This is a genomic window from Rhodanobacter sp. B2A1Ga4, from assembly GCF_018101315.1.
GTDB classification, from domain to species: Bacteria; Pseudomonadota; Gammaproteobacteria; order Xanthomonadales; family Rhodanobacteraceae; genus Rhodanobacter; species Rhodanobacter thiooxydans_A.
In genome coordinates this window covers 216,096-240,794 of record NZ_JADBJR010000002.1, presented here as the reverse complement: position 1 = coordinate 240,794, position 24,699 = coordinate 216,096, and the positions used below count along the sequence as shown (strand labels likewise).

The 24,699-nt window shown below is 67.1% G+C and carries 24 protein-coding genes; 14 read left to right on the top strand and 10 right to left on the bottom strand.

Annotated elements, in window-relative coordinates; all coding sequences use genetic code 11:
* Window positions 1-127: 127 nt before the first annotated feature.
* The gene (gene putA / locus IMW82_RS09750) at window positions 128-3,283 is read right to left on the bottom strand and encodes a bifunctional proline dehydrogenase/L-glutamate gamma-semialdehyde dehydrogenase PutA (protein ID WP_211004352.1); all 3,156 of its coding nucleotides are present in this window, start codon (window positions 3,281-3,283) and stop codon (window positions 128-130) included.
* 247 nt (window positions 3,284-3,530) lie between these two features.
* Between putA and IMW82_RS09745 the strand changes: the two genes are divergently transcribed.
* The 5 genes from IMW82_RS09745 (at window position 3,531) to IMW82_RS09725 (ending at window position 7,801) form a co-directional block, all read left to right on the top strand.
* The gene (locus IMW82_RS09745; protein WP_108471748.1) at window positions 3,531-3,992 is read left to right on the top strand and encodes a DUF2244 domain-containing protein; all 462 of its coding nucleotides are present in this window, start codon (window positions 3,531-3,533) and stop codon (window positions 3,990-3,992) included.
* Window positions 3,989-4,900, top strand: a complete 912-nt coding sequence (coxB, locus tag IMW82_RS09740) for a cytochrome c oxidase subunit II (protein ID WP_108471747.1) — start codon at window positions 3,989-3,991, stop codon at window positions 4,898-4,900. Before IMW82_RS09745 ends, coxB begins: the two co-directional genes overlap by 4 nt.
* A 79-nt stretch (window positions 4,901-4,979) precedes the next feature.
* Window positions 4,980-6,596: a cytochrome c oxidase subunit I gene (gene ctaD / locus IMW82_RS09735; RefSeq protein ID WP_108471746.1), complete on the top strand. Its 1,617-nt coding sequence runs from the start codon at window positions 4,980-4,982 to the stop codon at window positions 6,594-6,596.
* Window positions 6,597-6,651: 55 nt separating this feature from the next.
* Window positions 6,652-6,798: a hypothetical protein gene (locus tag IMW82_RS09730; protein ID WP_159082185.1), complete on the top strand. Its 147-nt coding sequence runs from the start codon at window positions 6,652-6,654 to the stop codon at window positions 6,796-6,798.
* 115 nt (window positions 6,799-6,913) lie between these two features.
* Window positions 6,914-7,801: a cytochrome c oxidase subunit 3 gene (locus tag IMW82_RS09725; protein ID WP_108471745.1), complete on the top strand. Its 888-nt coding sequence runs from the start codon at window positions 6,914-6,916 to the stop codon at window positions 7,799-7,801.
* 221 nt (window positions 7,802-8,022) lie between these two features.
* Here IMW82_RS09725 and IMW82_RS09720 read toward each other — a convergent pair whose 3' ends face one another.
* Entirely contained in the window at window positions 8,023-8,238 is a 216-nt protein-coding gene (locus tag IMW82_RS09720) for a twin transmembrane helix small protein (protein WP_108471744.1), read from the bottom strand.
* Between the two features lie 59 nt (window positions 8,239-8,297).
* Between IMW82_RS09720 and IMW82_RS09715 the strand changes: the two genes are divergently transcribed.
* The 6 genes from IMW82_RS09715 (at window position 8,298) to mgtA (ending at window position 15,074) form a co-directional block, all read left to right on the top strand.
* Window positions 8,298-9,029 carry an SURF1 family protein gene (locus IMW82_RS09715; RefSeq protein ID WP_108471743.1) on the top strand — a complete coding sequence of 244 codons (732 nt, stop codon included), beginning with the start codon at window positions 8,298-8,300 and terminating at the stop codon, window positions 9,027-9,029.
* Window positions 9,030-9,053: 24 nt separating this feature from the next.
* On the top strand, window positions 9,054-9,626 hold the full coding sequence (locus IMW82_RS09710) for a hypothetical protein (protein WP_108471742.1): 573 nt from the start codon (window positions 9,054-9,056) through the stop codon (window positions 9,624-9,626).
* Window positions 9,626-10,801: a COX15/CtaA family protein gene (locus tag IMW82_RS09705; protein ID WP_108471741.1), complete on the top strand. Its 1,176-nt coding sequence runs from the start codon at window positions 9,626-9,628 to the stop codon at window positions 10,799-10,801. Before IMW82_RS09710 ends, IMW82_RS09705 begins: the two co-directional genes overlap by 1 nt.
* Window positions 10,802-10,803: 2 nt before the next feature.
* Window positions 10,804-11,703 (top strand): heme o synthase, encoded by a 900-nt coding sequence (cyoE, locus tag IMW82_RS09700; protein WP_108471740.1) that lies wholly within the window; start codon window positions 10,804-10,806, stop codon window positions 11,701-11,703.
* A gap of 323 nt (window positions 11,704-12,026) precedes the next feature.
* Window positions 12,027-12,269 carry a hypothetical protein gene (locus IMW82_RS09695; RefSeq protein ID WP_108471739.1) on the top strand — a complete coding sequence of 81 codons (243 nt, stop codon included), beginning with the start codon at window positions 12,027-12,029 and terminating at the stop codon, window positions 12,267-12,269.
* 156 nt (window positions 12,270-12,425) lie between these two features.
* Window positions 12,426-15,074, top strand: coding sequence for a magnesium-translocating P-type ATPase (gene mgtA, locus IMW82_RS09690; protein WP_108471738.1), 2,649 nt, complete (start codon window positions 12,426-12,428; stop codon window positions 15,072-15,074).
* A 25-nt stretch (window positions 15,075-15,099) separates the two neighbouring features.
* On the opposite strand, the gene IMW82_RS09685 is transcribed toward mgtA, so the two are convergent.
* The 5 genes from IMW82_RS09685 to rpsU all read right to left on the bottom strand — a co-directional run bounded on the left by IMW82_RS09685 (window position 15,100) and on the right by rpsU (window position 19,529).
* Window positions 15,100-16,101, bottom strand: coding sequence for a bile acid:sodium symporter family protein (locus IMW82_RS09685; protein ID WP_108471737.1), 1,002 nt, complete (start codon window positions 16,099-16,101; stop codon window positions 15,100-15,102).
* 9 nt (window positions 16,102-16,110) lie between these two features.
* On the bottom strand, window positions 16,111-16,731 hold the full coding sequence (locus IMW82_RS09680; RefSeq protein ID WP_108471736.1) for a DedA family protein: 621 nt from the start codon (window positions 16,729-16,731) through the stop codon (window positions 16,111-16,113).
* A 130-nt stretch (window positions 16,732-16,861) separates the two neighbouring features.
* On the bottom strand, window positions 16,862-18,598 hold the full coding sequence (gene dnaG / locus IMW82_RS09675; protein WP_108471735.1) for a DNA primase: 1,737 nt from the start codon (window positions 18,596-18,598) through the stop codon (window positions 16,862-16,864).
* A gap of 82 nt (window positions 18,599-18,680) precedes the next feature.
* On the bottom strand, window positions 18,681-19,127 hold the full coding sequence (locus tag IMW82_RS09670; RefSeq protein WP_108471734.1) for a GatB/YqeY domain-containing protein: 447 nt from the start codon (window positions 19,125-19,127) through the stop codon (window positions 18,681-18,683).
* Between the two features lie 186 nt (window positions 19,128-19,313).
* A complete protein-coding gene (gene rpsU, locus IMW82_RS09665; protein ID WP_007081639.1) occupies window positions 19,314-19,529 on the bottom strand; it encodes a 30S ribosomal protein S21 in 216 nt (71 codons plus the stop codon).
* 67 nt (window positions 19,530-19,596) lie between these two features.
* On the opposite strand from rpsU, the gene tsaD reads away from it, so the two are divergent.
* Window positions 19,597-20,646, top strand: coding sequence for a tRNA (adenosine(37)-N6)-threonylcarbamoyltransferase complex transferase subunit TsaD (gene tsaD, locus IMW82_RS09660; RefSeq protein ID WP_234411327.1), 1,050 nt, complete (start codon window positions 19,597-19,599; stop codon window positions 20,644-20,646).
* 105 nt (window positions 20,647-20,751) lie between these two features.
* Here the strand turns inward: tsaD and IMW82_RS09655 are convergent, their stop codons facing one another.
* The 3 genes from IMW82_RS09655 to IMW82_RS09645 are packed head-to-tail and all read right to left on the bottom strand — an operon-like array spanning window position 20,752 to window position 23,219.
* On the bottom strand, window positions 20,752-21,471 hold the full coding sequence (locus tag IMW82_RS09655) for a pseudouridine synthase (RefSeq protein ID WP_108471733.1): 720 nt from the start codon (window positions 21,469-21,471) through the stop codon (window positions 20,752-20,754).
* Window positions 21,472-21,474: 3 nt separating this feature from the next.
* Entirely contained in the window at window positions 21,475-22,257 is a 783-nt protein-coding gene (locus IMW82_RS09650) for an ABC transporter permease (protein WP_108471732.1), read from the bottom strand.
* Window positions 22,254-23,219, bottom strand: a complete 966-nt coding sequence (locus IMW82_RS09645; RefSeq protein WP_108471731.1) for an ABC transporter ATP-binding protein — start codon at window positions 23,217-23,219, stop codon at window positions 22,254-22,256. The genes IMW82_RS09650 and IMW82_RS09645 overlap by 4 nt, the downstream gene beginning before the upstream one ends.
* A 93-nt stretch (window positions 23,220-23,312) precedes the next feature.
* Between IMW82_RS09645 and IMW82_RS09640 the strand changes: the two genes are divergently transcribed.
* Both IMW82_RS09640 and IMW82_RS09635 read left to right on the top strand, forming a co-directional pair.
* Window positions 23,313-24,074, top strand: a complete 762-nt coding sequence (locus IMW82_RS09640) for an FAD-binding oxidoreductase (RefSeq protein WP_108471730.1) — start codon at window positions 23,313-23,315, stop codon at window positions 24,072-24,074.
* Between the two features lie 270 nt (window positions 24,075-24,344).
* Entirely contained in the window at window positions 24,345-24,695 is a 351-nt protein-coding gene (locus IMW82_RS09635) for a hypothetical protein (protein ID WP_159082184.1), read from the top strand.
* The last annotated feature ends 4 nt before the right edge of the window (window positions 24,696-24,699 follow it).

Genomic DNA, 24,699 nt, shown 5'->3' with positions numbered 1-24,699 from the left:
ATGGCATGCAACGTACTCGCTGCATCGGCATCGCGGCAATGTCGGAGAGCTCCCTCGCCACACCCTCTCCCCCAGGCGAACTTGAAGGAGAAAGGTGAAGGGCGCGGGGTTTCCCGAATTCCGCCGCTTACTCGCCGATGGTCAGCAGCGAGGCGTTGCCGCCGGCGGCGGTGGTGTTGATGGTGAGCGTGCGTTCGCCGGCGAAGCGCAAGAGGTAGTGCGGGCCGCCGGCCTTGGGGCCGGTGCCGGAGAGGCTTTCGCCGCCGAACGGCTGCACGCCGACCACCGCACCGATCTGGTTGCGGTTGACGTAGCAGTTGCCGACGCGGGCGTGGCTGCGGATGTATTCCACGGTGTCGTCGATGCGGCTGTGCACGCCCAGGGTGAGGCCGTAGCCGGTGGCGTTGATCTGCTCGACCACCTGGGCCAGCTCGCTGCCTTTCCAGCGCACGATGTGCAGCACCGGGCCGAACACTTCGCGGGTCAGCGTGGCGAGCGACGGAATCTCGTAGGCGCGCGGGGCGAAGAAGGTGCCGTTGGCGGTGGTCGCCGGATCAAGCGCGACTTCGCCGATCTTTTTTGCCTCGGCGTCCATGCGCGCGGCGTGGTCGACCAGGATCTTCTTCGCGTCCTCGTCGATCACCGGGCCGACGTCGGTGGAGAGCTGGCCGGGGTCGCCGACCTTCAGTTCGGCCATCGCGCCAGCGAGCATGTCGACCACCTTGTCGGCGATGTCCTCCTGCACGAACAGCACGCGCGCGGCCGAGCAGCGCTGGCCGGCGGACTGGAACGCGGAGGCGATCACGTCCTTGACGATCTGCTCGGGCAGGGCGGAGGAGTCGGCGATCATCGCGTTCTGGCCGCCGGTCTCGGCGACCAGCGCGGCGATCGGCGCGTTGCGCGCGGCCAAGCTCCGGTTGATCGCCCAGGCGGTTTCGGTGGAGCCGGTGAAGGCCACGCCGGCCACGCGCGGGTCTTTCGTGAGCGCGGCGCCGACGGTGGCGCCATCGCCGGGCAGGTACTGCAGCACATCGAGTGGCACGCCGGCCTCGTGCAGCAGCTTCACCGCGGCGTGGCCGATCAGCGAAGTCTGCTCGGCCGGCTTGGCGATCACGCTGTTGCCGGCGGCCAGTGCGGCGCTGACCTGGCCCAGGAAGATCGCCAGCGGGAAGTTCCACGGGCTGATGCAGACGAACACGCCGCGACCGTTGAGGAACAATTGATTGCTCTCGCCGGTGGGGCCGGGCAACTGCTCGGGCTGGCCGAACAGGCGGCGCGCCATGGTGGCGTAGTAGCGCAGGAAGTCGGCCGCCTCGCGAACTTCCGCGATCGCGTCGGGCAGGCTCTTGCCGGCCTCGCGCACGCACAAGGCGATGAATTCGGCGCGACGTGCTTCGAGCTGCTCCGCCGCATGCTCGAGGATCGCGGCTCGACTGGCGGCGGGCAGGCGATCCCAGCCGGGCTGGGCGGCGACGGCATTGGCCACTGCCTTGTCGACGGTGACACTGTCGGCGCTGACGTAGCTGCCCACGACCTGGCGGCGGTCGGCCGGGTTGGTCACCGACACGGTCGGGCCGACGGCCGTTGCGCCGGGCACCAGCGGGGCGGCGGTCCACGGACCGGCGTTCGCGTTGACCGCGTCGGCCATCGTCTTCAGTTCGTTGTCGTTGGAGAAGTTGATGCCCATGGAATTCTTCCGCAGTTCGCCATAGAGGTTGACCGGCAAGGGGATGCGCGGGTGGGGAATGGACGCGAAGCGGCGCACCGTCTCGCAGGGGTCGGCGACCAGTTCGCGCACCGGCAGGGTTTCATCCGCCACGCGGTTGACGAAGCTGGTGTTGGCGCCGTTTTCCAGCAGGCGGCGCACCAGGTACGGCAGCAGGTCCTCGTGGGTGCCGACCGGCGCGTACACGCGGCACGGCACGTTGAGGTTCTGCAGGCCGATCACCTCGGCGTACAGGTCGGTGCCCATGCCGTGCAGGCGCTGGAACTCGAACGGGCGGCCGCGCGCGATGTGATGCACGGCGGCGATCGAGTGCGCGTTGTGGGTGGCGAACTGCGGGTAGATCAGCTCGACCCCGGCGTCGAACAGCTTGCGCGCGCAGGCCAGGTAGGACACGTCGGTATTCGGCTTGCGCGTGTACAGCGGATAGCCGGCCAGGCCCTGTTCCTGCGCGCGCTTGATCTCGGCGTCCCAGTAGGCGCCCTTGACCAGGCGCACGTACCAGCGACGGCCGGCGGCGCGTGCGGTCTCGACCAGCCAGTCGATCACGAACGGGGTGCGCTTGGAGTAGGCCTGTACCACGATGCCGAGGCCGTTCCAGCCTTCGAGCGACGGATGCGCGAACACGTCGCCGATGATATCCAGCGACAGCTCCAGGCGATCCGCTTCCTCGGCGTCTACCGAGAGCGCGATGCCCTGCTTCATCGCCAGCTGCGACAGTTCCAGTAGCTTGGCGGTGAGCAGGCGGCGTGCGTCTTCGCGCTTGGCCACTTCGTAGCGCGGATGCAGCGCAGATAGCTTCACCGAGATCGACGGCGCGTCGGTGTGGTTGGCGAACGGGCCGCGCGCGCCGATGCGGCCGATGGCGCGGCGGTAGTCCTCCTGGTAGCGCTCGGCCGTCTCGGCGGTGAGCGCGGACTCGCCCAGCATGTCGTAGGAGTAGCGGTAGACCGCGTATTCCTTCTTCGCGCAGCGGTCCAGCGCCTCGTCGATGGTCTGCCCCATCACGAACTGGTGGCCCATGATGCGCATCGCCTGGCGCACGGCGAGGCGGATCGCCGGCTCGCCGGCGCGACCGACCAGCCGCTTCAGCGCGCCGGTGAAATCGTGGCGGGTGTCCTCGGCCAGGTTCACCAGGTGGCCGGTCAGCATCAGGCCCCAGGTGGAGGCGTTGACGAACAGCGACTCGCTCTGGCCCAGGTGCTTCTTCCAGTCCGCCTCGCCGAGCTTGTCGCGGATCAGCTTGTCGGCGGTGGCCTTGTCCGGGATGCGCAGCAGGGCCTCGGCCACGCACATCAGCAGCACGCCTTCCTCGGAGGACAGGTCGTACTGGCGCATGAAGGACTCGACCGCGCTCTGGTCCTTCGCACGCGCACGCACGCGGGTAACCAGGCCGGCGGCGACGTCGATCACCTGCTCGCGCTCGGCCGGCGGCAGGGTGGCCTGGGCCAGCAGGTCGTTGACGGCTTCGGTCTCGTCGCGCAGCCAGGCGGCGGTGATGCGCGCGCGCGCTGGCGTGCCATCGGTGGGAAGTTCGGGGCGGAGAATGGCTTGGGTCACGGGCTGGTCGCTGGGGTTCGCGCAGGCGGAGGGGAACGCGCAATTGTACGCGTGCGGTGCAATCTGCGGGGATCGGGAGGCCATCGAAGCGCGCCCTGCCGGTGCAGCCTGATTCCCTGATCCAGGTCAAGCCGGTGCGACATTCTTGCCCGTTGCGCCGCCGCGGCCTATCATTCCGGCGTTCCAGGCACGCCGGATCCCCATGATCGTGCTTCGACCAGCTACCGCCGGCTTGCCCCGCGTGACGATGTGGCTCAAGCCCAATCGCACGCTCAGCCGGCGCGGTCTGCGTCGACTGATCGTGGTTCTAGTAGCGCTGGTGCTGATGACGGCTGGGCTGGGGGCGTGGCAGGGGAATGTGTTCGCTCCGCTGTTCGCCCTGGTGGAATCCGTCGCCGTGGCCATCGCCTTGAGCGTGGCCTGGCGGGCTGGTGACTGTAGTGAGCGCATCACCCTCGACGCCGTGTCGCTGGAGGTGCAATCCCTGCCGGGCCGGCGCCGCATGTGTTTCCAGTCGTACTGGGTGCGCGTGCTGCTGGAGTCGGGCAATGGGCGCCAGCGCCTGCTGCTGTCATCGCACGGACGCGAACTGGAGATCGGCGTTTTCCTGGCGGATCAGGAACGCGTCGAGCTGTCGAAGAAACTCATGGTGTTGCTGGCCGACTTCAACCAGCCACGCAAGCAGGTTCAACAAAGGTGCAAGACATGACATCTGGCGGCATCAGGCGATCATTCACGGCAGCGGCGGCTCTCGCCCTTGCATCGTTCGGCAGCGTGGCCCTGGCCGCCCCCGGCCCGTGGCAGCTGAACATGGAGCGCGGCGCGAGCACCTGGTCGCAGGTGCCGTACCACCTGAACAACATTTCGCTCGCCGTGTGCACGGTAATCGGCGTGCTGGTGTTCGGCGCGATGTTCGTCGCGATGTTCCGCTTCCGCAAATCGCGCGGCGCGGTGGCCGAGAAGTGGTCGCACAACACCACGGTGGAAGTGGTCTGGACCACCATCCCGGTACTGATCCTGATCACCCTGGCCTACCTGGCCACCGGCGGCCTCACCAGCTGGGCCGACACCACCGGTTCGCAGATGACCGTCAAGGTCACCGGCTACCAGTGGAAGTGGCGCTACGACTATGTCGATTACCTGGGCAAGTCGATCGACAAGGTCGGCTTCATGTCCAAGCTCGATTCGCAGAGCGACCAGACCCGCCAGCTCGGCTCGGGCATGGACCCGTTCGCGGTCAAGGTGGGCGACGAAAGCACCTACCTGCTGAACGTCGACAAGCCGCTGGTGGTGCCGGTCGACACCAAGATCCGCTTCGTGATCACCAGTGGCGACGTGATCCATTCCTGGTGGGTGCCGGCGACCGGCTGGAAGATCGACGCGATCCCCGGAATCATCAATGCGGCGTGGGCCAACTTCACCGCGCCGGGCACCTACCGCGGCCAGTGCGCCGAGTTGTGCGGCCAGGATCACGGCTTCATGCCGATCGTGGTGGTGGTGAAGTCCAAGGCGGACTTCGCCAAGTGGCTGGCCGAGCAGGAGGCGCAGTCCGCCGCGCCGGCGCCGGCACCGCAAACCGCGCAGGTCGCCGCTCCGGTTGCCGGCAAGCAGGGCTGATCCCTCGTCGCCCGCAGCCGCTCACGGCACACGTTTTTTCGCAGTCGCATTCAATATTCCAGGTTAGAGGTGCAAGGCCATGTCCTACGCAGCCACCCATGATCAGCACGACGATCACCACGGCGCGCCGAAAAGTTTTTTCCAGCGCTGGTGCATGTCCACCAACCACAAGGACATCGGCACGCTGTACCTGATCTTCGCGCTGACGATGTTCTTCATCGGCGGCAGCTTCGCGATGGCGATCCGTGCCGAGCTGTTCAAGCCCGGCCTGCAGCTGATGCAGCCGTACTTCTTCAACCAGCTGACCACCATGCATGCGCTGGTGATGATCTTCGGCGCGATCATGCCGGCCTTCGTCGGCCTCGGTAACTGGATGATCCCACTGATGGTCGGCGCGCCGGACATGGCGCTGCCGCGCATGAACAACCTGTCGTTCTGGATCCTGCCGTTTGCGTTCCTGCTGATGCTGTCGACGCTGTTCCTGCCGGGTGGCGGCCCGTCCGGCGGCTGGACGATGTATCCGCCGCTGGCGCTGCAGAGCGATTCGCTGGCCTACGTGGTGTTCGCGATCCATCTGATGGGCATCAGCTCGATCATGGGCGCGATCAACATCATCGCCACCATCTTGAACATGCGCGCGCCGGGCATGGACCTGCTGAAGATGCCGGTGTTCGTGTGGAGCTGGCTGATCACCGCGTTCCTGCTGATCGCCGTGATGCCGGTGCTGGCCGGTGCGGTGACCATGCTGCTCACCGACAAATACTTCGGCACCAACTTCTTCAACCCGGGCGGCGGCGGCGACCCCGTCCTGTACCAGCACATCTTCTGGTTCTTCGGCCATCCCGAGGTCTACATCATGATCCTGCCTGCATTCGGGATCATCTCGGAGATCGTGCCGACCTTCGCGCGCAAGCCGATCTTCGGCTACAAGGCGATGGTGTTCGCGATCGCCTGCATCGCGTTCCTGTCGTTCATCGTGTGGGCGCATCACATGTTCGCGGTGGGCCTGCCGCTGGGCGCCGAGATCTTCTTCATGTACGCCACCATGCTGATCTCGGTGCCGACTGGCGTGAAGGTGTTCAACTGGGTCGCCACCATGTGGGGCGGTTCGATGACCTTCGAGACGCCGATGCTGTTCGCGATCGCGTTCATCATCCTGTTCACCATCGGCGGCTTCTCCGGCCTGATGCTGGCGCTGGTGCCGGCCGACTTCCAGTACCACGACACCTACTTTGTGGTGGCGCATTTCCACTACGTGCTGGTGACCGGTGCGCTGTTCGCGATCATCGGCGCCACGTACTACTGGCTGCCGAAGTGGACCGGCAACATGTACAACGAGTTCTGGGGCAAGGTGCACTTCTGGAACAGCGTGATCTGGGTCAACGTGCTGTTCTTCCCGCAGCACTTCCTGGGCCTGGCCGGCATGCCGCGCCGCATCCCCGACTACAACGTGGCGTTCGCCAACTTCAACATGATCAGCTCGATCGGCGGCTTCCTGTTCGGTGCCACCCAGCTGATCTTCATCGGCGTGCTTATCCACTGCGCGTTCTTCTCCAAGAAGAAGGCCACCGACCGCGTGTGGGAAGGCGCCAAGGGTCTGGAGTGGACGGTGCCGTCGCCGGCCCCGCACCATACCTTCGAAGTGCCGCCGGTGATTCACGACGACGAACTGGCGCACGGCCACGTGAACGATTGATCATTGCCGCAGCGTCCCGGCCGAATGGCCGGGACACTGCACGAGACGAACCGAGATGACGCAGCAGACCACGAATCACCCGGCCACCGACGATGTCGACAACGATCGCCACAAGGGTGTGCGGCGCACCGTGACGGTGCTGGTGGCGATCGTGCTGTTCTTCTTCCTGATCTCGTTCGTGCAGATAGTGTTGATGAAATAGCAGCAGCGCAGTCGCTACATGTTTTTTCGACCGGTCGGCTTCGACGTCCGGCATGCAGTTCCCCGGGCGGCGTGACGGGGCAAAAGTCATCAAGAGAAATCCACGGGGTTACACCATGGGTCAGCAGCACGACGCTTACTTTGTTCCGGCCAAGAGCTATTGGCCGTTCGTGGCCGCAGTGGTCATGTTCACCACCGTGTTCGGTGCCGCGCACTGGCTGAACGCGGAGCCCGGTGAGGCCGGCTTCGGCAAGACCGTGTTGACCGTCGGCGTGATCGGCGTGCTGGCCATGTTCTTCGGCTGGTTCCGCTCGGTGATTCACGAATCACTGGCCGGCAGCTACAACCCGCAGGTCGACACCTCGTTCCGCATGGGCATGATGTGGTTCATCTTCTCCGAGGTGATGTTCTTCGGCGCGTTCTTCGGCGCGCTGTTCTACATCCGCATGTTCTCGGTGCCGTGGCTGGGCGGCGAAGGCCACGGCGTGCTGACCCACCAGTTCCTGTGGAGCGACTACGCGGCGTCGTGGGGTGCCAATGGCGGCAACGGCCCGGAGCAGGTCGGTGGCGCATTCCGCACCGTGCCGGCGTGGGGTCTGCCGCTGCTGAACACGCTGATCCTGCTCACCTCCAGCGTCACCGTGACGATCGCGCACCACGCGCTGCGCGCCGGCCATCGCGGCAAGATCCTGCTGTTCCTGGGCCTGACCGTGCTGCTGGGCGCCACCTTCCTGTACTTCCAGGCGCACGAGTACATGGAGGCGTACAAGGAGTTGAACCTGACCCTGCACAGCGGCGTCTACGGTTCCACCTTCTTCCTGCTGACCGGCTTCCATGGCCTGCACGTGACGCTGGGCACGATCATGCTGGCGGTGATCTGGCTGCGCGTGCTGAAGGGCCACTTCAACAAGGACCATCACTTCGGCTTCGAGGCGGTGGCTTGGTACTGGCACTTCGTCGACGTGGTCTGGCTCGGCCTGTTCATGTTCGTCTACATACTTTGACGCGAGGTCCTCTCGCGAAGAGCAAGACCGGCCGTCCGGGCCGGACTCTTCAGAAGGGCGACGCGACGTCCTGTCGTGGAGAGCGAAGATCAAAAACCGGCCATCCATGGCCGGACCCTTCATGAAGAGCATTGCTCCGAATCGGGTTCGGGCATGAAAAAGCCCGCCGGATGGCGGGCTTTTTCGTTTGACGGGAAACGGCTGCCGGGTGGCGGCTACAATCACTGGCCGACGTCGTGCGGGTGCAGCCAGCCCATCCAGATGCCGAACGCGACCATGGCGATGAACAGCAGCGACAGGCCGATGCGGCGGGTCAGCGCCCACACGGTGCGCTTGTCGTCGTCCTTGTCGGTCATCATGAAGTACAGCGCCTGGCCGAGGCTGAAGACGACCACCAGCAGTACTACCACCAGCGCAATTTTATAGATGGTTTCCACGTGATTGATCCGATCCAGTTCGACATGGCCAGTATAGCGGTCGCTGGCAGGCGTCCGGCGTGAACGGGTTTCGCCGTCCTTCGTGGTGGGCGCTGCTGCTGACGGTGGCCGGGGCCTTGCTGTTTATACGTCTGGGCGTGTGGCAGCTGCACCGTGCCGACTTCAAGGAAGCACTTCTGCGGCGGTATGCCGCATCGGCGGCCGCGCCGCTGCAGGACTTCGCCAGGGTGGCCGAAGCGCCGCCGGCCGACGGCTTCCCGCGGGTACGGGTGAGTGGCCGCTACCTTGCCGACCGCCTGTACCTGCTGGACAACCCGAAGCACGACGGCCTCGGCGGGGTGGAGGTGTTCGCGCCGCTGGCGCTGGAGGGCCATGCGCAACTGCTGCTGGTCGACCTGGGCTTCCTGCCCGGCAACGGCAATGGCAAGACGCCGCAGCTGCCGGCGCTGCCCGTTGGCGAGGTGAGCCTGCAGGGCTTGTACGTACCGCCGCCGCCGGTCGGTTTCGAGATGGGCGGGGATGCGCTGAAGCGACAGGCCCGGTGGCCGAAGAACAGCATCTTTCTGGACCCGGCGGAAGTCGCCAGCGACCTCGGTCGCCCGTTGTACCCGCGGTTGCTGGCGCTGGACCCCGACCCGGCCGCGATCTACGAGCGCGTGCACACCCTCGATTTTTCCTCGATGCCACCGGCGCGGCATCGTGCCTATGCATTCCAGTGGTTCACCTTTGCGCTCGCCGCGGTGGTCATCCTGCTGGTCGTGCATCGCAAGCGCAAACCGCGCAAATCCTGATTCCACCAAGGTCGATGAAGTCCGATGAAAGCTGCTGATCCCGCCGCCTTGCGCAAGAGCCGAATCTTCCTGCTGCTGATCGGGCTGGTGTTCGCCGCGCCGATGATCGTCGCCGGCCTGCTCAGCTGGAGCGGCTGGCAGCCCGGCACCAGGGGCAACGGCGAGCCGATCCTGCCGCAGCGCAATTTCGTCGACGAGCAGCTGCAGGTGCGCCTGGATGACGGCAGCTCGTGGCCGTGGCGCGACAGCAAGCCGCGCTTCACTTTGATCGCACTGGCCGGCCCGGATTGCGCGGCGCGCTGCTTCGATACGCTGACCGGCATCGCCAAGGCACGGGTCATGCTCAACCGCAATCAGTCGCGCCTGCGCCTGTTGTATGTCGGTGCGCCACCGGTCGACCCGGGCCGGCGCGTGGCGATGAGCACGTACTGGGCGTTCGGTCGTGATGTCGACGGCAAACTGGCAACCTACGTGCCGTCCACGCCAGACAGCGTCAGTGCCGTGCTGGTGGAGTCCAACGGCACCGCGTTGTCGCTGTACCCGGCCGGCTTCGATGGCCCCGGGCTGTTGCGGGACATGGTGAAGGTGATCAAGTGATGTCGGCACGCTCCCTGAAAATTCTCCGCTGGCTGGCGCTGTTCGCGGCGGTGTTCGCGTTCGGGCTGGTGATGTTTGGCGCGTTCGTGCGGCTGTCGAACGCCGGCCTGTCCTGCCCGGACTGGCCGACCTGCTACGGCCAGGTGACCTGGCCGCAGCACGCGCAGGCGGTGGCGCATGCCGACGCGGCGTTCCCGGATCGGCCGTACGAGGCGCACAAGGCCTGGCGCGAGCAGGTGCACCGCTTCTTCGCCGGCACGCTCGGCGTGCTGGTGCTGCTGCTGGCGCTGCTGGCGAGCGGGCGCCGGCGCGACACGCTGTTGGCAGTGCTCGCCGGCGCCGTATTCGCGGCGCTCGGCGTGGGCCTGTACATGCGCGGCGAGCACCTGTGGTCGTCGCTGCTGGCGGCCTGTGCGATCGCGCTGCCGCTGCTTGCCGCGATCCGGCTGCCGCGGCCTGGCGCCTGGAAGATCTGCGTGCTGGCGCTGGCGGTGATCATCTTCCAGGCGATGCTCGGCATGTGGACGGTGACCCTGCTGCTCAAGCCCGTCGTGGTGATGGGCCACCTGCTCGGCGGCATGACCACGTTCGCGCTGCTGGCGTATGCCGCGCTGCGTTTCGCCGGCGTGGCGGCGGTGGACGATCGTCTGGCCGATCTGCGTCGGCTGGTGGCGATCGGCCTGGTGTTGCTGCTGTGCCAGATCGCGCTGGGTGGCTGGACTTCGGCGAACTACGCGGCGCTGGCCTGCGGCTACGGTCCCGGCTCGTTCCCGCAGTGCCTCGGTCAGTGGGCGCCACCGACCGATTTCCGCGAAGGATTCGTGCTGTGGCGCGGGATCGGCGTGAACTACGAAGGCGGCGTGCTGGACATGGCCGCGCGCAGTGCGATCCAGATCGCGCACCGGCTCGGTGCGCTGGTGGTGTTCTGCTACCTCGGCTGGCTGGCGATCAAGGCCGCCCGGCGTGGGCTGCGCCTGTGCGGTCTGGCGATCGCGCTGGCGCTGGCGGGCCAGGTGCTGCTGGGCATCAGCAATGTGTACTTCGGCCTGCCGCTGGCGGTGGCGACCGCGCACAATGGCGTGGCGGCCTTGCTGCTGTTCACCTTGCTGGCCACGCTGGCACGCACGCAGCGGCAGCATGACGAATCGATGTTCCTGTCGTTGGGGCGACACTGAAGATGAGCGTTTTCCACGAGTACCTGTTGTTGACCAAGCCGCGCATCGTTGCGCTGCTGGTGTTCTGCGCGGTGATCGGCATGTTCCTTGCCGTGCCCGGCATGCCGCCGTGGCGCGCGCTGGTGTTCGGCACGCTGGGCATTTGGCTGGCCTCGTCCTCGGCTGCCGCATTCAACCAGTTGATCGACCAGCGCATCGACAAGGTGATGGTGCGCACGGCGCACCGGCCGCTGGCCACCGGGCACCTCAATCCGCGCCAGGTGTTCGTGTTCGCGCTGCTGCTGGGCATCGCCTCGATGCTGGTGCTGGTGCTGCTGGTAAACACGCTGACCGCGGTGCTGACCTTTGCCGGGCTGATCGGCTATGCGGTGATCTACACCGCGTTCCTCAAGCGCGCCTCGCCGCAGAACATCGTGATCGGCGGCCTCGCAGGAGCGATTCCGCCGGTGCTGGGCTGGACTGCGGTCACCGGTTCGCTGCACCCGTACGCGCTGCAGCTGTGCCTGATCATCTTCGTGTGGACGCCGCCGCATTTCTGGGCGCTGGCGATCTTCCGCCGCGACGACTACTCGCGCGCGCAGGTGCCGATGCTGCCGGTGACCCACGGCGTGGTGTTCACCCGCTGGCACATCCTGTTCTACACCGTGCTGCTGGTGCTGGTGACCCTGCTGCCGGCAATGACCGGGATGAGCGGGCTGGTCTACCTGGGCGGCGCCGCGGTGCTGGGCGGGGCGTTCCTGTATTACGCGGTGCGCCTGTTGAATCCGCCGGACGAGCTGTACGCGATGAAGGTGTTCAGCTACTCCATCGTCTACCTGATGGCGCTGTTCGCGTTCCTGCTGGTCGACCACTGGCTGGTATCGCCGCTGCTGCAGGCGGTCCCATCGGCGGTGCTGGGCTGAGCGGAACGGGACATGCTGGCCGCATGCGCAACAACTTTCATTCGTGTGGAGCGCTTGCCGGGATTGACACTGCGGCAACGCAGCACGACAATGCCCGCGCCCACCGGCGCGTCCGCGTCGGCGGGCCCCCTGTCCTGACTAACCAAGGCATATGGACGTTTACCCTAGTCGCAACGTCGACATCCGCGAGCATCGGATGCCGGCATTGCATAACAAGCTGATGATCTGCGGCGACCGCCTGCGGTCGGCTGGCGCTTTCCTCGACTAGGGAAGACCGGCCCACCTTCTCCGGCGCCGCGGGCGCCGTAACGAGGAGATGGGCCATGAAGCTCCTTCGCGATTCCGTTTTGCTGCGCATGCTGCGCCGGCTTCTGGCTGGCCGTCGCGAGGCCGTGCGCGTTACCTACACCATCACCGTGCCCGCCCCGCTGGACCGCTCGGCCGGCAGCAATGTGGTCGAACTGCACCGCCGCGCCGACGCCGGCGGCCATGCATCGGCGACAACCCGGGCCCGCGGCGACGCGCTGCCATCATCCGTCCATCTCGCGCTGGTATCCAGTCGCTGATGGCTGCCGTGACGTCATGCAAGGGATGGCCTCCGCCAGGCGCGGAACCGTTCCGGCCGCATGCGTGGCCAGGCGCAACAGCGTCGATGCGGTTGGCGGACTGATTCCGCGGACTCGCCCCGGCGGCAGGCATCAGCGAATTCACGGAAGCGGGTCATGATCAAGCAATCCATCCAGGGCGCCCTCTCAAGGACGGCCGAGAAGGGCGCGTCGGCGCCCTTGCACGTGGCGGTGGCGCAGGAGGCGTTCCGCGACAACGAGGCGCTGCTGGCCGCGCTGGATAGCACGCCGGCCGGCCTCGACGAGGCGCAGATCACCGAGCGGCTGCATCGCGACGGTGCCAACGAGGTTTCGCACGAGAAGCCGCCGCACTGGTCGCTGCAGCTGCTGCGCGCGTTCAAGAATCCTTTCATCATCGTGCTGCTGGTGCTGGCCGGCGTGCAGTTGTTCGCCGACGACAGCGACCTCACTGGGCCGATCATCATCGCGGCGATGGTGGGTATCAGCGTGGTGCTGACCTTCACCCAGGAGTACCGCTCCTCGCGCGCGGCCGAGGAGCTGAAGGCGATGGTGCGCAACACTGCCGCGGTGACGCGGCAGGCCTCCGACGGCCACAGCGAGCAGATCGAGGTGCCGGTGGGCGAGCTGGTGGCGGGCGACATCGTGCATCTGGGTGCGGGCGACATGGTGCCCGCCGACCTGCGCCTGCTCACGGCGAAGGACCTTTTCATCAGCCAGGCGATCCTCACCGGTGAATCGCTGCCAGTGGAGAAGGTGGCGCCGATCCATGCGCACGGCGTCGAATCGGTCGGCAATCCGCTGGATCTGCCCACCGTCTGCTACATGGGCACCAACGTGATCTCCGGCACCGCCAGCGCGGTGGTGGTGGCCACCGGTACGCGCAGTTACCTCGGCTCGCTGGCGCACAGCATGAGCGGCCAGCGCGTGCAGACCAGTTTCGACCGCGGCGTGAACTCGGTGAGCTGGCTGCTGATCCGCTTCATGGCGGTGATGGTGCCGGTGGTGCTGGGCATCCAGTGGTACAAGCAGGGTTTCTGGGAGGCGTTCCTGTTCGCGCTGTCGGTGGCGGTGGGCCTCACCCCGGAGATGCTGCCGCTGATCGTCACCGCGAACCTCGCCAAGGGCGCGATGGCGATGTCCAAGCGCAAGGTGGTGGTGAAGCGGCTCAACGCGATCCAGAACTTCGGCGCGATGGACGTGCTGTGCACCGACAAGACCGGCACGCTGACGCTGGACAAGATCGTGCTGGAGCGCCACCTCGACCTCGACGGCGAGGAGAGCGACGAGGCGTTGGAGTATGGCTACCTCAACAGCCGCTTCCAGACCGGCCTGAAGAACCTGATGGACAAGGCGGTGCTGGAGCACCGCGACCTGGAGCCGACCGCGGCGCGCTACCGCGTGGTGGACGAGATCCCGTTCGATTTCCAGCGCCGGCGCATGTCGGTCGTCGTGGCGAACGGCGGCAGCGAGCACCTGCTGATCTGCAAGGGCGCGGTCGAGGAGATGCTGGCGATCTGCGCATTCGCGCAGGTGGGTGGCAGGGTGGAGGCCATGACCGACGAGCGCCGCCGCGAGATCAAGGCGATGACGCACCGGCTCAACGAGGACGGCCTGCGCGTGCTGGTGGTGGCGGTGCGCCGCGAACCGGCGGCCGAGCGCGCCTGGAGCGTGGCCGACGAGAACGGGCTCACCGCGGTTGGTTGTCTCGCCTTCCTCGATCCGCCGAAGGACTCGGCCGCCACCGCGATCAACGCCCTGCACCAGCACGGAGTCGAGGTGAAGGTCATCACCGGCGACAACGAGGCGGTGACGCGCAAGATCTGCCGCGAGGTGGGGCTGGACGTCACCCACTCGGTGCAGGGCCGCGACATCGAATCGCTGGACGAGGCGGCGCTGGACGAACTGGTGAAGCGCACCACGGTGTTCGCCAAGATGTCGCCGCTGCAGAAGGCCGCGGTGGTGCGCTCGCTGCAGCGCCAGGGCCATACCGTGGGGTTCCTCGGCGACGGCATCAACGACGCGTCGGCGCTGCACGATGCCGATGTTGGCATCTCGGTGGACACCGCCACCGACATCGCCAAGGAGTCGGCCGACATCATCCTGCTGGAGAAGAACCTGATGGTGCTGGAGGAGGGCGTGCTGGAAGGCCGCATCACCTTCGGCAACATCATCAAGTACATCAAGATGACTGCCAGCTCGAACTTCGGCAACGTGCTGAGCATGCTGATTGCCAGCGTGTTCCTGCCATTCGTGCCGCTGTTGCCGCTGCAGATCCTGGTGCTGAACCTGCTGTACGACATCTCGCAGCTGTCGATCCCGTTCGACCGCATGGACGAGGAGTACCTGCGCGTGCCGCGAAAATGGGACGCCAGCGACATCGGCCGCTTCATGCTGCTGGTGGGGCCGTCCAGTTCGGTGTTCGACATCACCACCTTCGCGCTGTTGTGGTTCGTGTTCGGCGCGAACACGCCGGCGCACCAGTCGCTGTTCCAGTCCGGCTGGTTCATCGAGAGCCTGCTCACCCAGACCCTGGTGGTGCACATGATCCGCACGCGCCGCATCCCGTTCCTGCAGAGCAGCGCGGCCGCGCCGGTGCTGGGGCTGACCACCGCGATCATCGCGATCGGCATGCTGATCCCGTATACCGGGCTGGGCCACAAGCTCGGCATGCTGGAAATGCCGCCGGTGTACTACGCATGGCTGGCGGCCACCGTGCTGGCCTATTGCGCGCTGACCCAGCTGGTGAAGGTGATCTACATCCGCCGATACGGGCGCTGGCTGTAGCGGCGGGCCACGCCCGCGGGTCGCCTCAGTCGGCCTCGCGGCTGTCCTCGACGACGCGGTGGTGGCCCTGCATGGCGTAGCGCCGTGCCACCACCGCGCACACCATCAACTGCAGCTGGTGGAAGATCATCAGCGGCAGCACCAGCGCGCCGAGGCCGCCGAGCTGGCCGGCGAACAGGATCTTCGCCATCGGGATGCCGCTGGCCATGCTCTTCTTGGAACCGCAGAACACGATGGTGATCTCGTCCTCGCGCGAAAAGCCAAGCCGGCGCGCGGTCCAGGTCAGCGTGGGCATCACCAGCGCCAACAGCAATGCACACATCGCCAGGGTGGCGAGCAGGGCGGAGAGCGGCGTATCGCGCCACAAGCCGCCGACCACGGCGGCGCTAAACGCGGTGTAGACCACCAGCAGGATGGTGCCCTGGTCGGTATAGCCGAGCAGCGCCCTGTGGCGGTCGACGAAGCCGCCGATCCAGCGTCGCGCGGCATGCCCGAGCGCAAACGGCAGCAGCAGTTGCAGTATGATGTCCAGCACGCCGTGCCAGGAGGCGCCGCCGCCGTGGCTGGCCAGCAGCAGGCCGACCAGCAGCGGGGTCAGCACGATGCCGAGCAGGTTCGACATCGAGGCGCTGACCACCGCGGCGGAGACGTTGCCGCCGGCGATCGAGGTGAACGCGATCGACGATTGCACGGTGGACGGCAGCGTGCACACGAACAGCACGCCGAGGTAGAGCTGCGGCGTCAGCAGCGCGTGCCCGAGCGGCTGCAACGCCAGTCCCAGCAGCGGGAACAGCGCGAAGGTGCTGGCGAACACGGTCAGGTGCAGCCGCCAGTGAGTGAGCCCCTGCACGATTGCGGCCCGCGGCAGCTTGGCGCCGTGCAGGAAGAACAGCAGTGCGATCGCCGCGTCGGTGATCACGTCGAACGCCCGCGCGGTCCCGCCGCGGCACGGCAGCAGCGAGGCCAGCGCCACGGTGGCGAGCAGGGCGAGGGTGAAGTTGTCCGGACCGGCGCGACGCGACGACATGCCGGCGGCTCAGTCCAGCCCGCAGCGCGTGCGGCGTCGGTGCTTCCACCACAGCACCAGCAGGACCAGCGCGAGGATGCCGACCAGCACCCACAGGCTGCTCTGCCCACGGTGCATCCACTTCACCAGCCATTCGTGGTTGTCGGCGCCGAAGTAGCCGAGGTAGACCCAGAACGGCACGCTGATCAGCGCGGCCAGCGTGTCGATCAGCAGGAAGCGCAGGAACGACACCCGGTGGGTGGTGCCGGCGGTGAGGTAGACGGTGGTGCGCATGCCGGGCAGGAAGCGCGCGAAGAACAGCATGCGGTTGCCGTACTGGTCGAACTTCTCCTGCACCTTGGCGTAGCGCGAGGGCGTCAGCACGCGCGCCACGAAGCGCCACTGCAGGATGCGCGCGCCGTAGTGGTGGCCGAGCAGGAAGATCGCCGAGTCGCCCAGCAGCACGCCGGACATCGCCAGCGCGACCATCGCATGCACGTTGGCGTAGCCGAGCCCGGCGATCACGCCGCCGGCGACCAGAGTGATGTCTTCCGGCAGCGGCAAGCCCGCACCGCAGATCATCAGCGCGATGAACACGGCCACGTAGCCGTTCTCGGCGAAGATCGTCACCAGTTGCTGCAGCAGATCCATCAGTATCCTTGCGCGTCATGCGGAACCTGCCGGGCCGCAGCCGACCATGATCCCACAGTCGGATGGCCATCCATGGCCGGCGTGGCGGGTTGACGCAGGGCTGCTGTCGGCAGGCGGCAGGTCATCGCGATCAGGCCGGGGTGACCGGCGGCCGCACCCGGGCGGCCAGCAGCTCGCGCAACTCCGCCTTCTCGGCGGAGTCCAGCGTGCTCTCGCGGCTTTTCGCAGTGAGTGCGTCGCGGCGCTGGGTGACGGCCTGGTCTTCCATCCGCGCCAGCGCGTCGAAGAATTCGCCGCGCTGCGCCTCGGGCTCACCCACCGCCAGCGCCGCCATCAGTTTCTGCAGCGAGGGATACTCCGCCCGCTCGGCGAAGTGCTCCACCAGCATCGCCGAATTGATGCCGGGACGCGCGCGGGCGAGGTCCAGCAGTTCGGCCAGCAGTTCCACGCCGGGCTTGTCCAGGCGCAGGAAGCGGTACGGCCGCTCCACCTGGTCGGCCATACCCGGCTGCGCCAGCAGCAGCGAGATCGCGCTGCGCACCAGGCTGCGCTGTACCGCCGTCGGCCGCTGCACGGCGCGGCGCACGGCCGGATCGGCCTGCAGCATCGCGCGTGCGCCGCTGCGTTTCTCCAGCTCCTGCGCCATCAGGTCGCGGAACGCGCCGTCGGGCAGTTTCGCGATCAGCGGGCGGGCGCGCTCGGCCAGCCGGGCGCGGCCGTCGAGGCTGGCCATGTCGACGTCGTGCGACAGCTCGTTGAAGAAGTAGTCCGACAGCGGCATCGCTTCCTTGATGCGCTGCTCGAAGCCGGCCTTGCCTTCCTTGCGCACCAGCGAGTCCGGGTCCTCGCCGTCGGGCAGGAACAGGAAGTACGCCTGGCGGCCGTCGCGCAGCCGCGGCAGTGCGGATTCCAGCGCCTTCCACGCCGCGGCGCGGCCGGCACGGTCGCCGTCGAAGCAGAACACCACGTCCGGCGCGGCGCGGAACAGCACCTCGGTGTGCTCCGGCGTGGTCGCCGTGCCCAGCGTGGCCACCGCGATCGGCAGGCCCGCCTGGTGCAGCGCGATCACGTCCATGTAACCCTCGACCACCACGATCCGTGCCAGGTTCGCGTTGGCCTGCTTCACCTGCCACAGCGCGAACAGCTCGCGGCCCTTGTGGAACAGCGGGGTCTCGGGGGAATTGAGGTACTTGGGGGATTGCTCGGCGCTGAGCACTCTTCCGCCAAACGCAATCACCCGACCGCGGCGGTCGAGGATCGGGAACATCAGCCGCTCGCGGAAGCGATCGTACTTGCTGCCGCGCTCGCTGGAGGCGACCATGCCGGCCTCGTTCAGCAGCTCCATCCGCCGTGGCGTGTTGCCCAGCGCCTTGATCACGCCGTCGTAGCCGGCCGGGGCCCAGCCGAGGCGGAAGCGCTGGATCGTCTCCGCGTCGAGGCCGCGTTTCCTGCAGTAGGCCTGGGCGTCGGCACTGCGCGGCAGCTCGCCTTCGTACCAGGCCGCGGCGGCATCCAGCAGGGCGTACAGATCGGTCTTGTCCTCGCGTGGGCGCTCCTCGCGGCCACCCTCGCGCGGCACGGTCAGGCCCACTGTCTGCGCCAGTTCCTCCACCGCGTCGGGAAACTCCAGCCGCTCGTAGTCCATCAGGAACTTCACCGCGCTGCCGTGCGCGCCGCAGCCGAAGCAGTGGAAGAACTGCTTCGCGGGGCTGACGTAGAACGAGGGCGTGCGCTCGTTGTGGAACGGGCAGCAGGCGGTCCACTCGCGCCCGGCCTTCTTCAACGGCACGCGCCGCTCGATCACGTCGACGATGTCGACGCGGGCAAGCAGTTCGTCGATGAAGCTGTCGGGAATCAGGCCGCGCATAAGCCCGTTAGTCTAGTCGGTTGCCGGCGGGGAGGTTCGGACGGATGGCGCCGATGCGGGCGGACCGGCCGCGGCGTCGTCCTCAGCCGGCCAGGCGCGCCTTGATCTTGCCCGAGACCACGCCCATGTCGGCACGGCCGGCGGCTTTTTCCTTCACTGCGGCCACCACCTTGCCCATGTCGCGCGGCGAGCTGGCGCCGGTGTCGGCGATCGCGGCGGCGACCAGCGCGTCGATCTCGGCGTCGCTGAGCTTGCTCGGCAGGTAGGTTTCGATCACCACCATCTCGGCGCGCTCGATCGCCGAGAGGTCGTCGCGGCCCGCAGCGTCGAACTGGCTGACCGAATCCTTGCGCTGCTTCAGCATCTTCTCCAGCACGCTGAGCACCTGCACGTCGTCCAGCTCGATGCGCTCGTCCACCTCGCGCTGCTTGATCGCCGCCAGCATCAGCCGGATCACGCCCAGCCGGTGCTTGTCGCCGCCGCGCATGGCGGTCTTCATGTCTTCGGTGAGCTGCTGCTTGAGCGTCATGGCGGGGGCCTCGTGGTCAGGTGGTCATTCTACGGAAACGACAAAGCCGGCGTTGCCCTTGGGACAACACCGGCCAATGTCGAATCCGGAGTGCTGGCGGCGGCTGCGAGAACCCGCGCCGACCGTGTTTCCTGCATGCGCCGCGTGAAGACGCGGGCGGCCCACCGACAGGCGGTGAGCGGAAACTCAGTACAGGCGGACCTTGCGCGAGACGTCGCGCGACAGGCGGCGCAGGTGACGCTTCACCGCGGCGGCACGCTTGCGCTTGCGCTCCTGGGTCGGCTTTTCGTAGAACTCGCGCTTGCGCGTTTCAGCCAGAACGCCGGCCTTTTCGCAGGTACGCTTGAAACGACGCAGTGCGATCTCGAACGGCTCGTTCTCGCGAACTTTTACGTTGGGCATGGAAACTCCGAGTGGTAATCTGCCCCGGTGACGGGACTGTTGAACAGGGCGAGCCGCGAAGTATACCGTGGAAACTGACGAATTTTCAAAGCCCGTGCTGGGCATCGAGACCTCCTGCGACGAGACGGGCGTGGCCCTGCTGCGCTGGGAGCCGGACGCGCCGGGCCGCGGCCTGCTGGCGCACACCCTGTACAGCCAGATCAAGCTGCACGCCGATTACGGCGGGGTAGTGCCGGAACTGGCTAGTCGCGACCACGTGCGCAAGCTGCTGCCGCTGATCCGTGAGGCGCTGGCCCAGGCCGGGCTGACCGTGCAGGACCTGGGCGGGGTGGCCTATACCGCCGGTCCGGGCCTGGTCGGCGCCTTGCTGGTCGGGGCGTCCGCGGGGCGCGCGCTGGCCTGGGCGCTGGGCGTGCCGGCGATCGGGGTGCACCACATGGAGGGCCACCTGCTGGCGCCATTACTGGAGGCCGATCCACCGGAGCCGCCGTTCGTGGCCCTGCTGGTTTCCGGCGGCCATTCGATGCTGGTCGAGGTCAAGGCGATCGGCCAGTACACCATCCTGGGCGACACCCTGGACGACGCCGCCGGGGAGGCGTTCGACAAGACTGCCAAGCTGATGGGCCTGCCCTATCCCGGCGGTCCGGCGCTGGCCAGGCTGGCCCAGCAGGGTACGGCCGGCGTCTTCCGTTTCTCGCGGCCGATGACCGACCGGCCGGGGCTGGATTTCAGTTTTTCCGGCCTGAAGACCCAGGTGCTGCTGGCCTGGCAGAAGTCCGACCAGACCGACCAGACCCGCGCCGATATCGCCCGCGCGTTCGAGGAGGCGATCGTCGATACGCTGGTCATCAAGTGCCGGCGTGCGCTGGCGGCCACCGGCACGCAGCGGCTGGTGATCGCCGGCGGCGTGGGCGCGAACCGCCACCTGCGCAGCGAGCTGGCCAGGGTCGGCGAAAAGGACGGCTTCCGGGTGTATTTTCCGCGGCTGGACTTCTGCACCGACAACGGCGCGATGATCGCGCTGGCCGGCGCGATCCGCCTGGCCAGCGGTCAGCGGCAGGATGAAACGGTGCAGGTGCGCCCGCGCTGGGATCTGCAGACTTTGCCGGCGGCCTGACCGCGGGGTGTTCGTGGGGCGGGCACCGCCTGCCGTTTTTTCCCGGAACCGCAAGAGCCGGCGGGCAGTGCCCGCCCTACATCCGGCGTTCGCGGGGCGACGCGATCACCATTGCGTGCGGCCGGGCAGCAGGCCCTTCAGCTCGGCTTCGGTGAGGTTGCGCCACTGGCCGGGCTTGAGGTGGCCGAGCTTCACGTTGTCGATGCGCACACGGCGCAGCTGCGTGACGCGATAGCCGAACGCGGCAGCCATCAGCCGGATCTGCCGGTTCAGGCCCTGGGTCAGCACGATCGAGAAGCCGAATTTCGCGATGCGACGGGTGCGACAGGACTTGGTCATCTGCCCGTGCACGCGCACGCCGCGCGCCATGCCGGCCAGGAACTCGTCGGTGACCGCCTTGTTTACGCCGACCAGGTATTCCTTCTCGTGGTGGTTTTCCGCGCGCAGGATCTCGTTGACGATGTCGCCGTTGCTGGTGAGCAGGATCAGCCCTTCGGAATCCTTGTCCAGCCGCCCGATCGGGAAGATCCGCTGCGGATGGTCGACGAAATCCACGATGTTGCCGGACACGCTCTGGTCGGTGGTGCAGGTGATGCCGACCGGCTTGTTCAGCGCGATGTAGATGGCTTTCTTCGCCGCCGGCGTGGCGGCCAGCAGGCGCGCCTTGACGACTTCGCCGTCCACCCGCACCTCGTCGCCTTCCAGCGCCTTGGCCCCGGTGCCGACCACTTCACCGTTGATGCTGACGCGCCCGGCCGCGAGCCACTCGTCCGCCTCGCGGCGCGAGCACAGGCCGGCTTCGCTGATGTATTTGTTGACGCGCATGCCTTACGAGCGCAGGCCGACGCCGCGCTTGAGCAGCTGCAGCGCCACGACCGACAGCGCCGCCACGAAGCCGAGCATCACCACGAAGGCCCAGCCCACGTGTACGTCGCTGATGCCGAGCACGCCGTAGCGGAACGCGTTGACCATGTACAGGATCGGGTTGGCGCGTGAGATCGCCTGCCACGGCTCACCCAGCATGTTGATCGAATAGAACACGCCGCCCAGGTAGGTCAGCGGGGTGAGGATGAAGGTCGGCACCAGCGCGATGTCGTCGAACTTCTTCGCGTACACCGCGTTGACGAAGCCGGCCAGCGAGAAGATGGTGGCGCCCAGCAGCACCGAGGCGAACGTGATCAGCGGGTGCATCACGTGCAGGTCGGTGAAGAACAACGCGATCAGCAGCACCAGCACGCCGACCACCAGCCCGCGCACCACCGCGCCGGCGACGTAGCCGGTCAGGATCACCCAGTTCGGCATCGGCGACACCAGCATCTCCTCCACCGCGCGGCTGAACTTGGCGCCGAAGAACGAGCTGGAGATGTTGCCGTAGCTGTTGGTGATGATGCTCATCATCACCAGGCCCGGCACGATGTACTGCATGTAGGTGAAGCCGCCCTGGATGGTGCCGATGCGGCTGCCGATCAGCTTGCCGAAGATCACGAAGTACAGCGTCATGGTGATCGCCGGCGGGATCAGCGTCTGCGTCCAGATGCGCATGATGCGCACGATCTCGCGGCGCACGATGGTGTTGAGGGCGACCAGGTTGGCGGCGGCATTGCTGCTCATGCGGCGCGCTCCTGGCCCGGTGCGTGCCGGCCGTTCTCCACCAGCCGCACGAACAGCTCCTCCAGCCGGTTGGTCTTGTTGCGCATCGAGGTCACCATGATGCCGTGCGTGGACAGCGTCGCGAACAGCGAGTTGAGGTCATGCGAGCGGGCCATCTCGGCCTCCAGCGTGTGCTCGTCGCGGCGGCGCAGGGTGACGTTGGGGATGCTCGGCAGCGCGGCCGGCAGCGAAGCCACGTCGAGCACGAAGGTCTCCACGTCCAGCGTCGCCAGCAGGCGCTTCATGCTGGTGTTCTCGATGATCGTGCCGTGGTCGATGATCGCGATGTTGCGGCACAACGACTCGGCTTCCTCCAGGTAATGCGTGGTCAGGATCACCGTGGTGCCAGCCGCGTTGATGCCGCTGACGAAGTGCCACATCGAGCGGCGGATCTCGATGTCGACGCCGGCGGTGGGCTCGTCGAGGATCAGCAGCCTGGGCTCGTTCATCATCGCGCGGGCGATCATCAGCCGCCGCTTCATGCCGCCGGACAGCGTGCGCGCCTGCATCTGCGCCTTGTCCCACAGGCGCAGCTCCTTCAGGTATTTCTCCGCGCGCTCGGCGGCGATCTTCCGGGGGATGCCGTAGAAGCCCGCCTCGTTGACGCAGATGTCGAACGGCTTCTCGAACTGGTTGAAGTTGATCTCCTGCGGCACCAGGCCGATCAGCCGCATCGCCGCACTGCGATCCTTGTTGACCGACACGCCGAACACCTGTGCGTCGCCGGAAGTGGAGTTCACCAGCGAGGACAGGATGCCGATCAGGGTGGACTTGCCGGCGCCGTTCGGGCCAAGCAGGGCGAAGAAGTCGCCCGGCTGCACGGTGAGACTGATGCCCTTCAACGCCTCGACGCCATTGGCGTAGGTTTTGCGCAGGTTGTCGACGACGAGCGCCGGGGCCGTATCTTGGGACTGCGGGGACATGGGCTGCACCGAGGGGGTTAGCCCTTATTATAGCGGGCTACATCCCGTCGTCCGGCCCTGCCGGACGGCACACACCGTTTCCGGAAACCCTCCATGGCCGACCACTTCCAGCTCCGTCTCGTCGACAGCCGCATGCTCGCGCCCGCGGTGCGCCACCTGGTGTTGGAGCGCGTCGACGGCCGGCCGCTGGCGTTCCAGCCCGGCCAGTTCCTGCAGGTGCATTTCCACTACGACGACGGCACGGCCACCAAGCGCAGCTACTCGGTCGCCACCGTCGGCGACGGCAACTCGCCGGGCGCGCCCGTGGAAGTCGGGCGCATCGAGATCGCGGTGAGCTACGTCGACGGCGGCGCGGCGACGAAACTGCTTGGCGAACTGCCGGTCGGCGGCGTGATCGACGCCAGCGGCCCCTACGGCCGCTTCTGCCTGCAGGAGACCGACAGCCATCCGCGCTACCTGCTGCTCGCCACCGGCACCGGCGTCACCCCGTACCGCGCCATGCTGCCGCAGATCGAAAAACTGCTGGCGAGCGGCGACCGCGAAGTGGTGCTGCTGTATGGCGCCCGCAGCGAAGCCGAACTGCTGTATGGCGAGGAATTTGAAGCGTTCGCGCAAAGCCACCCCGGCTTCCTCTTCCACGGCTGCTTCAGCCGCGAAGCCCGCGCCACGCCGCGCCCCACCGACCGCAGCGGCCACGTGCAGAACGTGCTGGCCGAACTCGGACCGCGCGCCGACCGCGACATCGCCTACCTGTGCGGCAACCCCAACATGGTCGATGCCGCGTTCAACGCGCTGAAGGAGTTCGGCCTGCCGGTGCCGCAGATCCGGCGCGAGAAGTACATTTCGTCGCGCTGAGCGGGGGTTGCGGCGTGTTCCCGGAGCCGGGGGGCATGGCCGCGAACGTCCTCAGGTTTGTTAGCGCCGTGTCGATAAGTCTCCCGCGAGCGCAGCCGCGCCGTTCACTATCCCTTCGCCAGACTGCCTCCCCAGGAAACCGGTGGCGTCAAAAGCGTGACGTGGTTCGCATTTTCGGGACTGCGGTCACCGTGCGCCATAAAGCCTGCGCGGGCGGCGCCGAAAACACCTTCAGGCGCGCGTGGTTCCGTGCGCTGCGAGGGATGGCACATGCGCAATCAGCATCGTTGGTTGGTTGGTTCGCTCGTCGCGTTGGCGATGTCGGGAGCGTGGGCGCAAAGTGGGCGCATCAACTTTGCCGGTGCTGTAGTGGAGCCAACCTGCTCCACCGAGCAGCTTGCCCCGGCGATGTCCTCCGCTGCCACCGACCCGGCCGGGCAACGCCTGGGCTGCGGTCATCGCGCCGGCGCCGACGTCGGTCCCACCTTTACCCACGAAGTGGTTGACCTGACCACAGCCAATCGCGGTCACGACCGCCTGCTCGACTATTTCGCCAGCTATGCCCCGGTGGCCCCTGGCGGCAAGGTCATGGCCAGGCTCGTCACGCGCACCTACGATTGAGCGC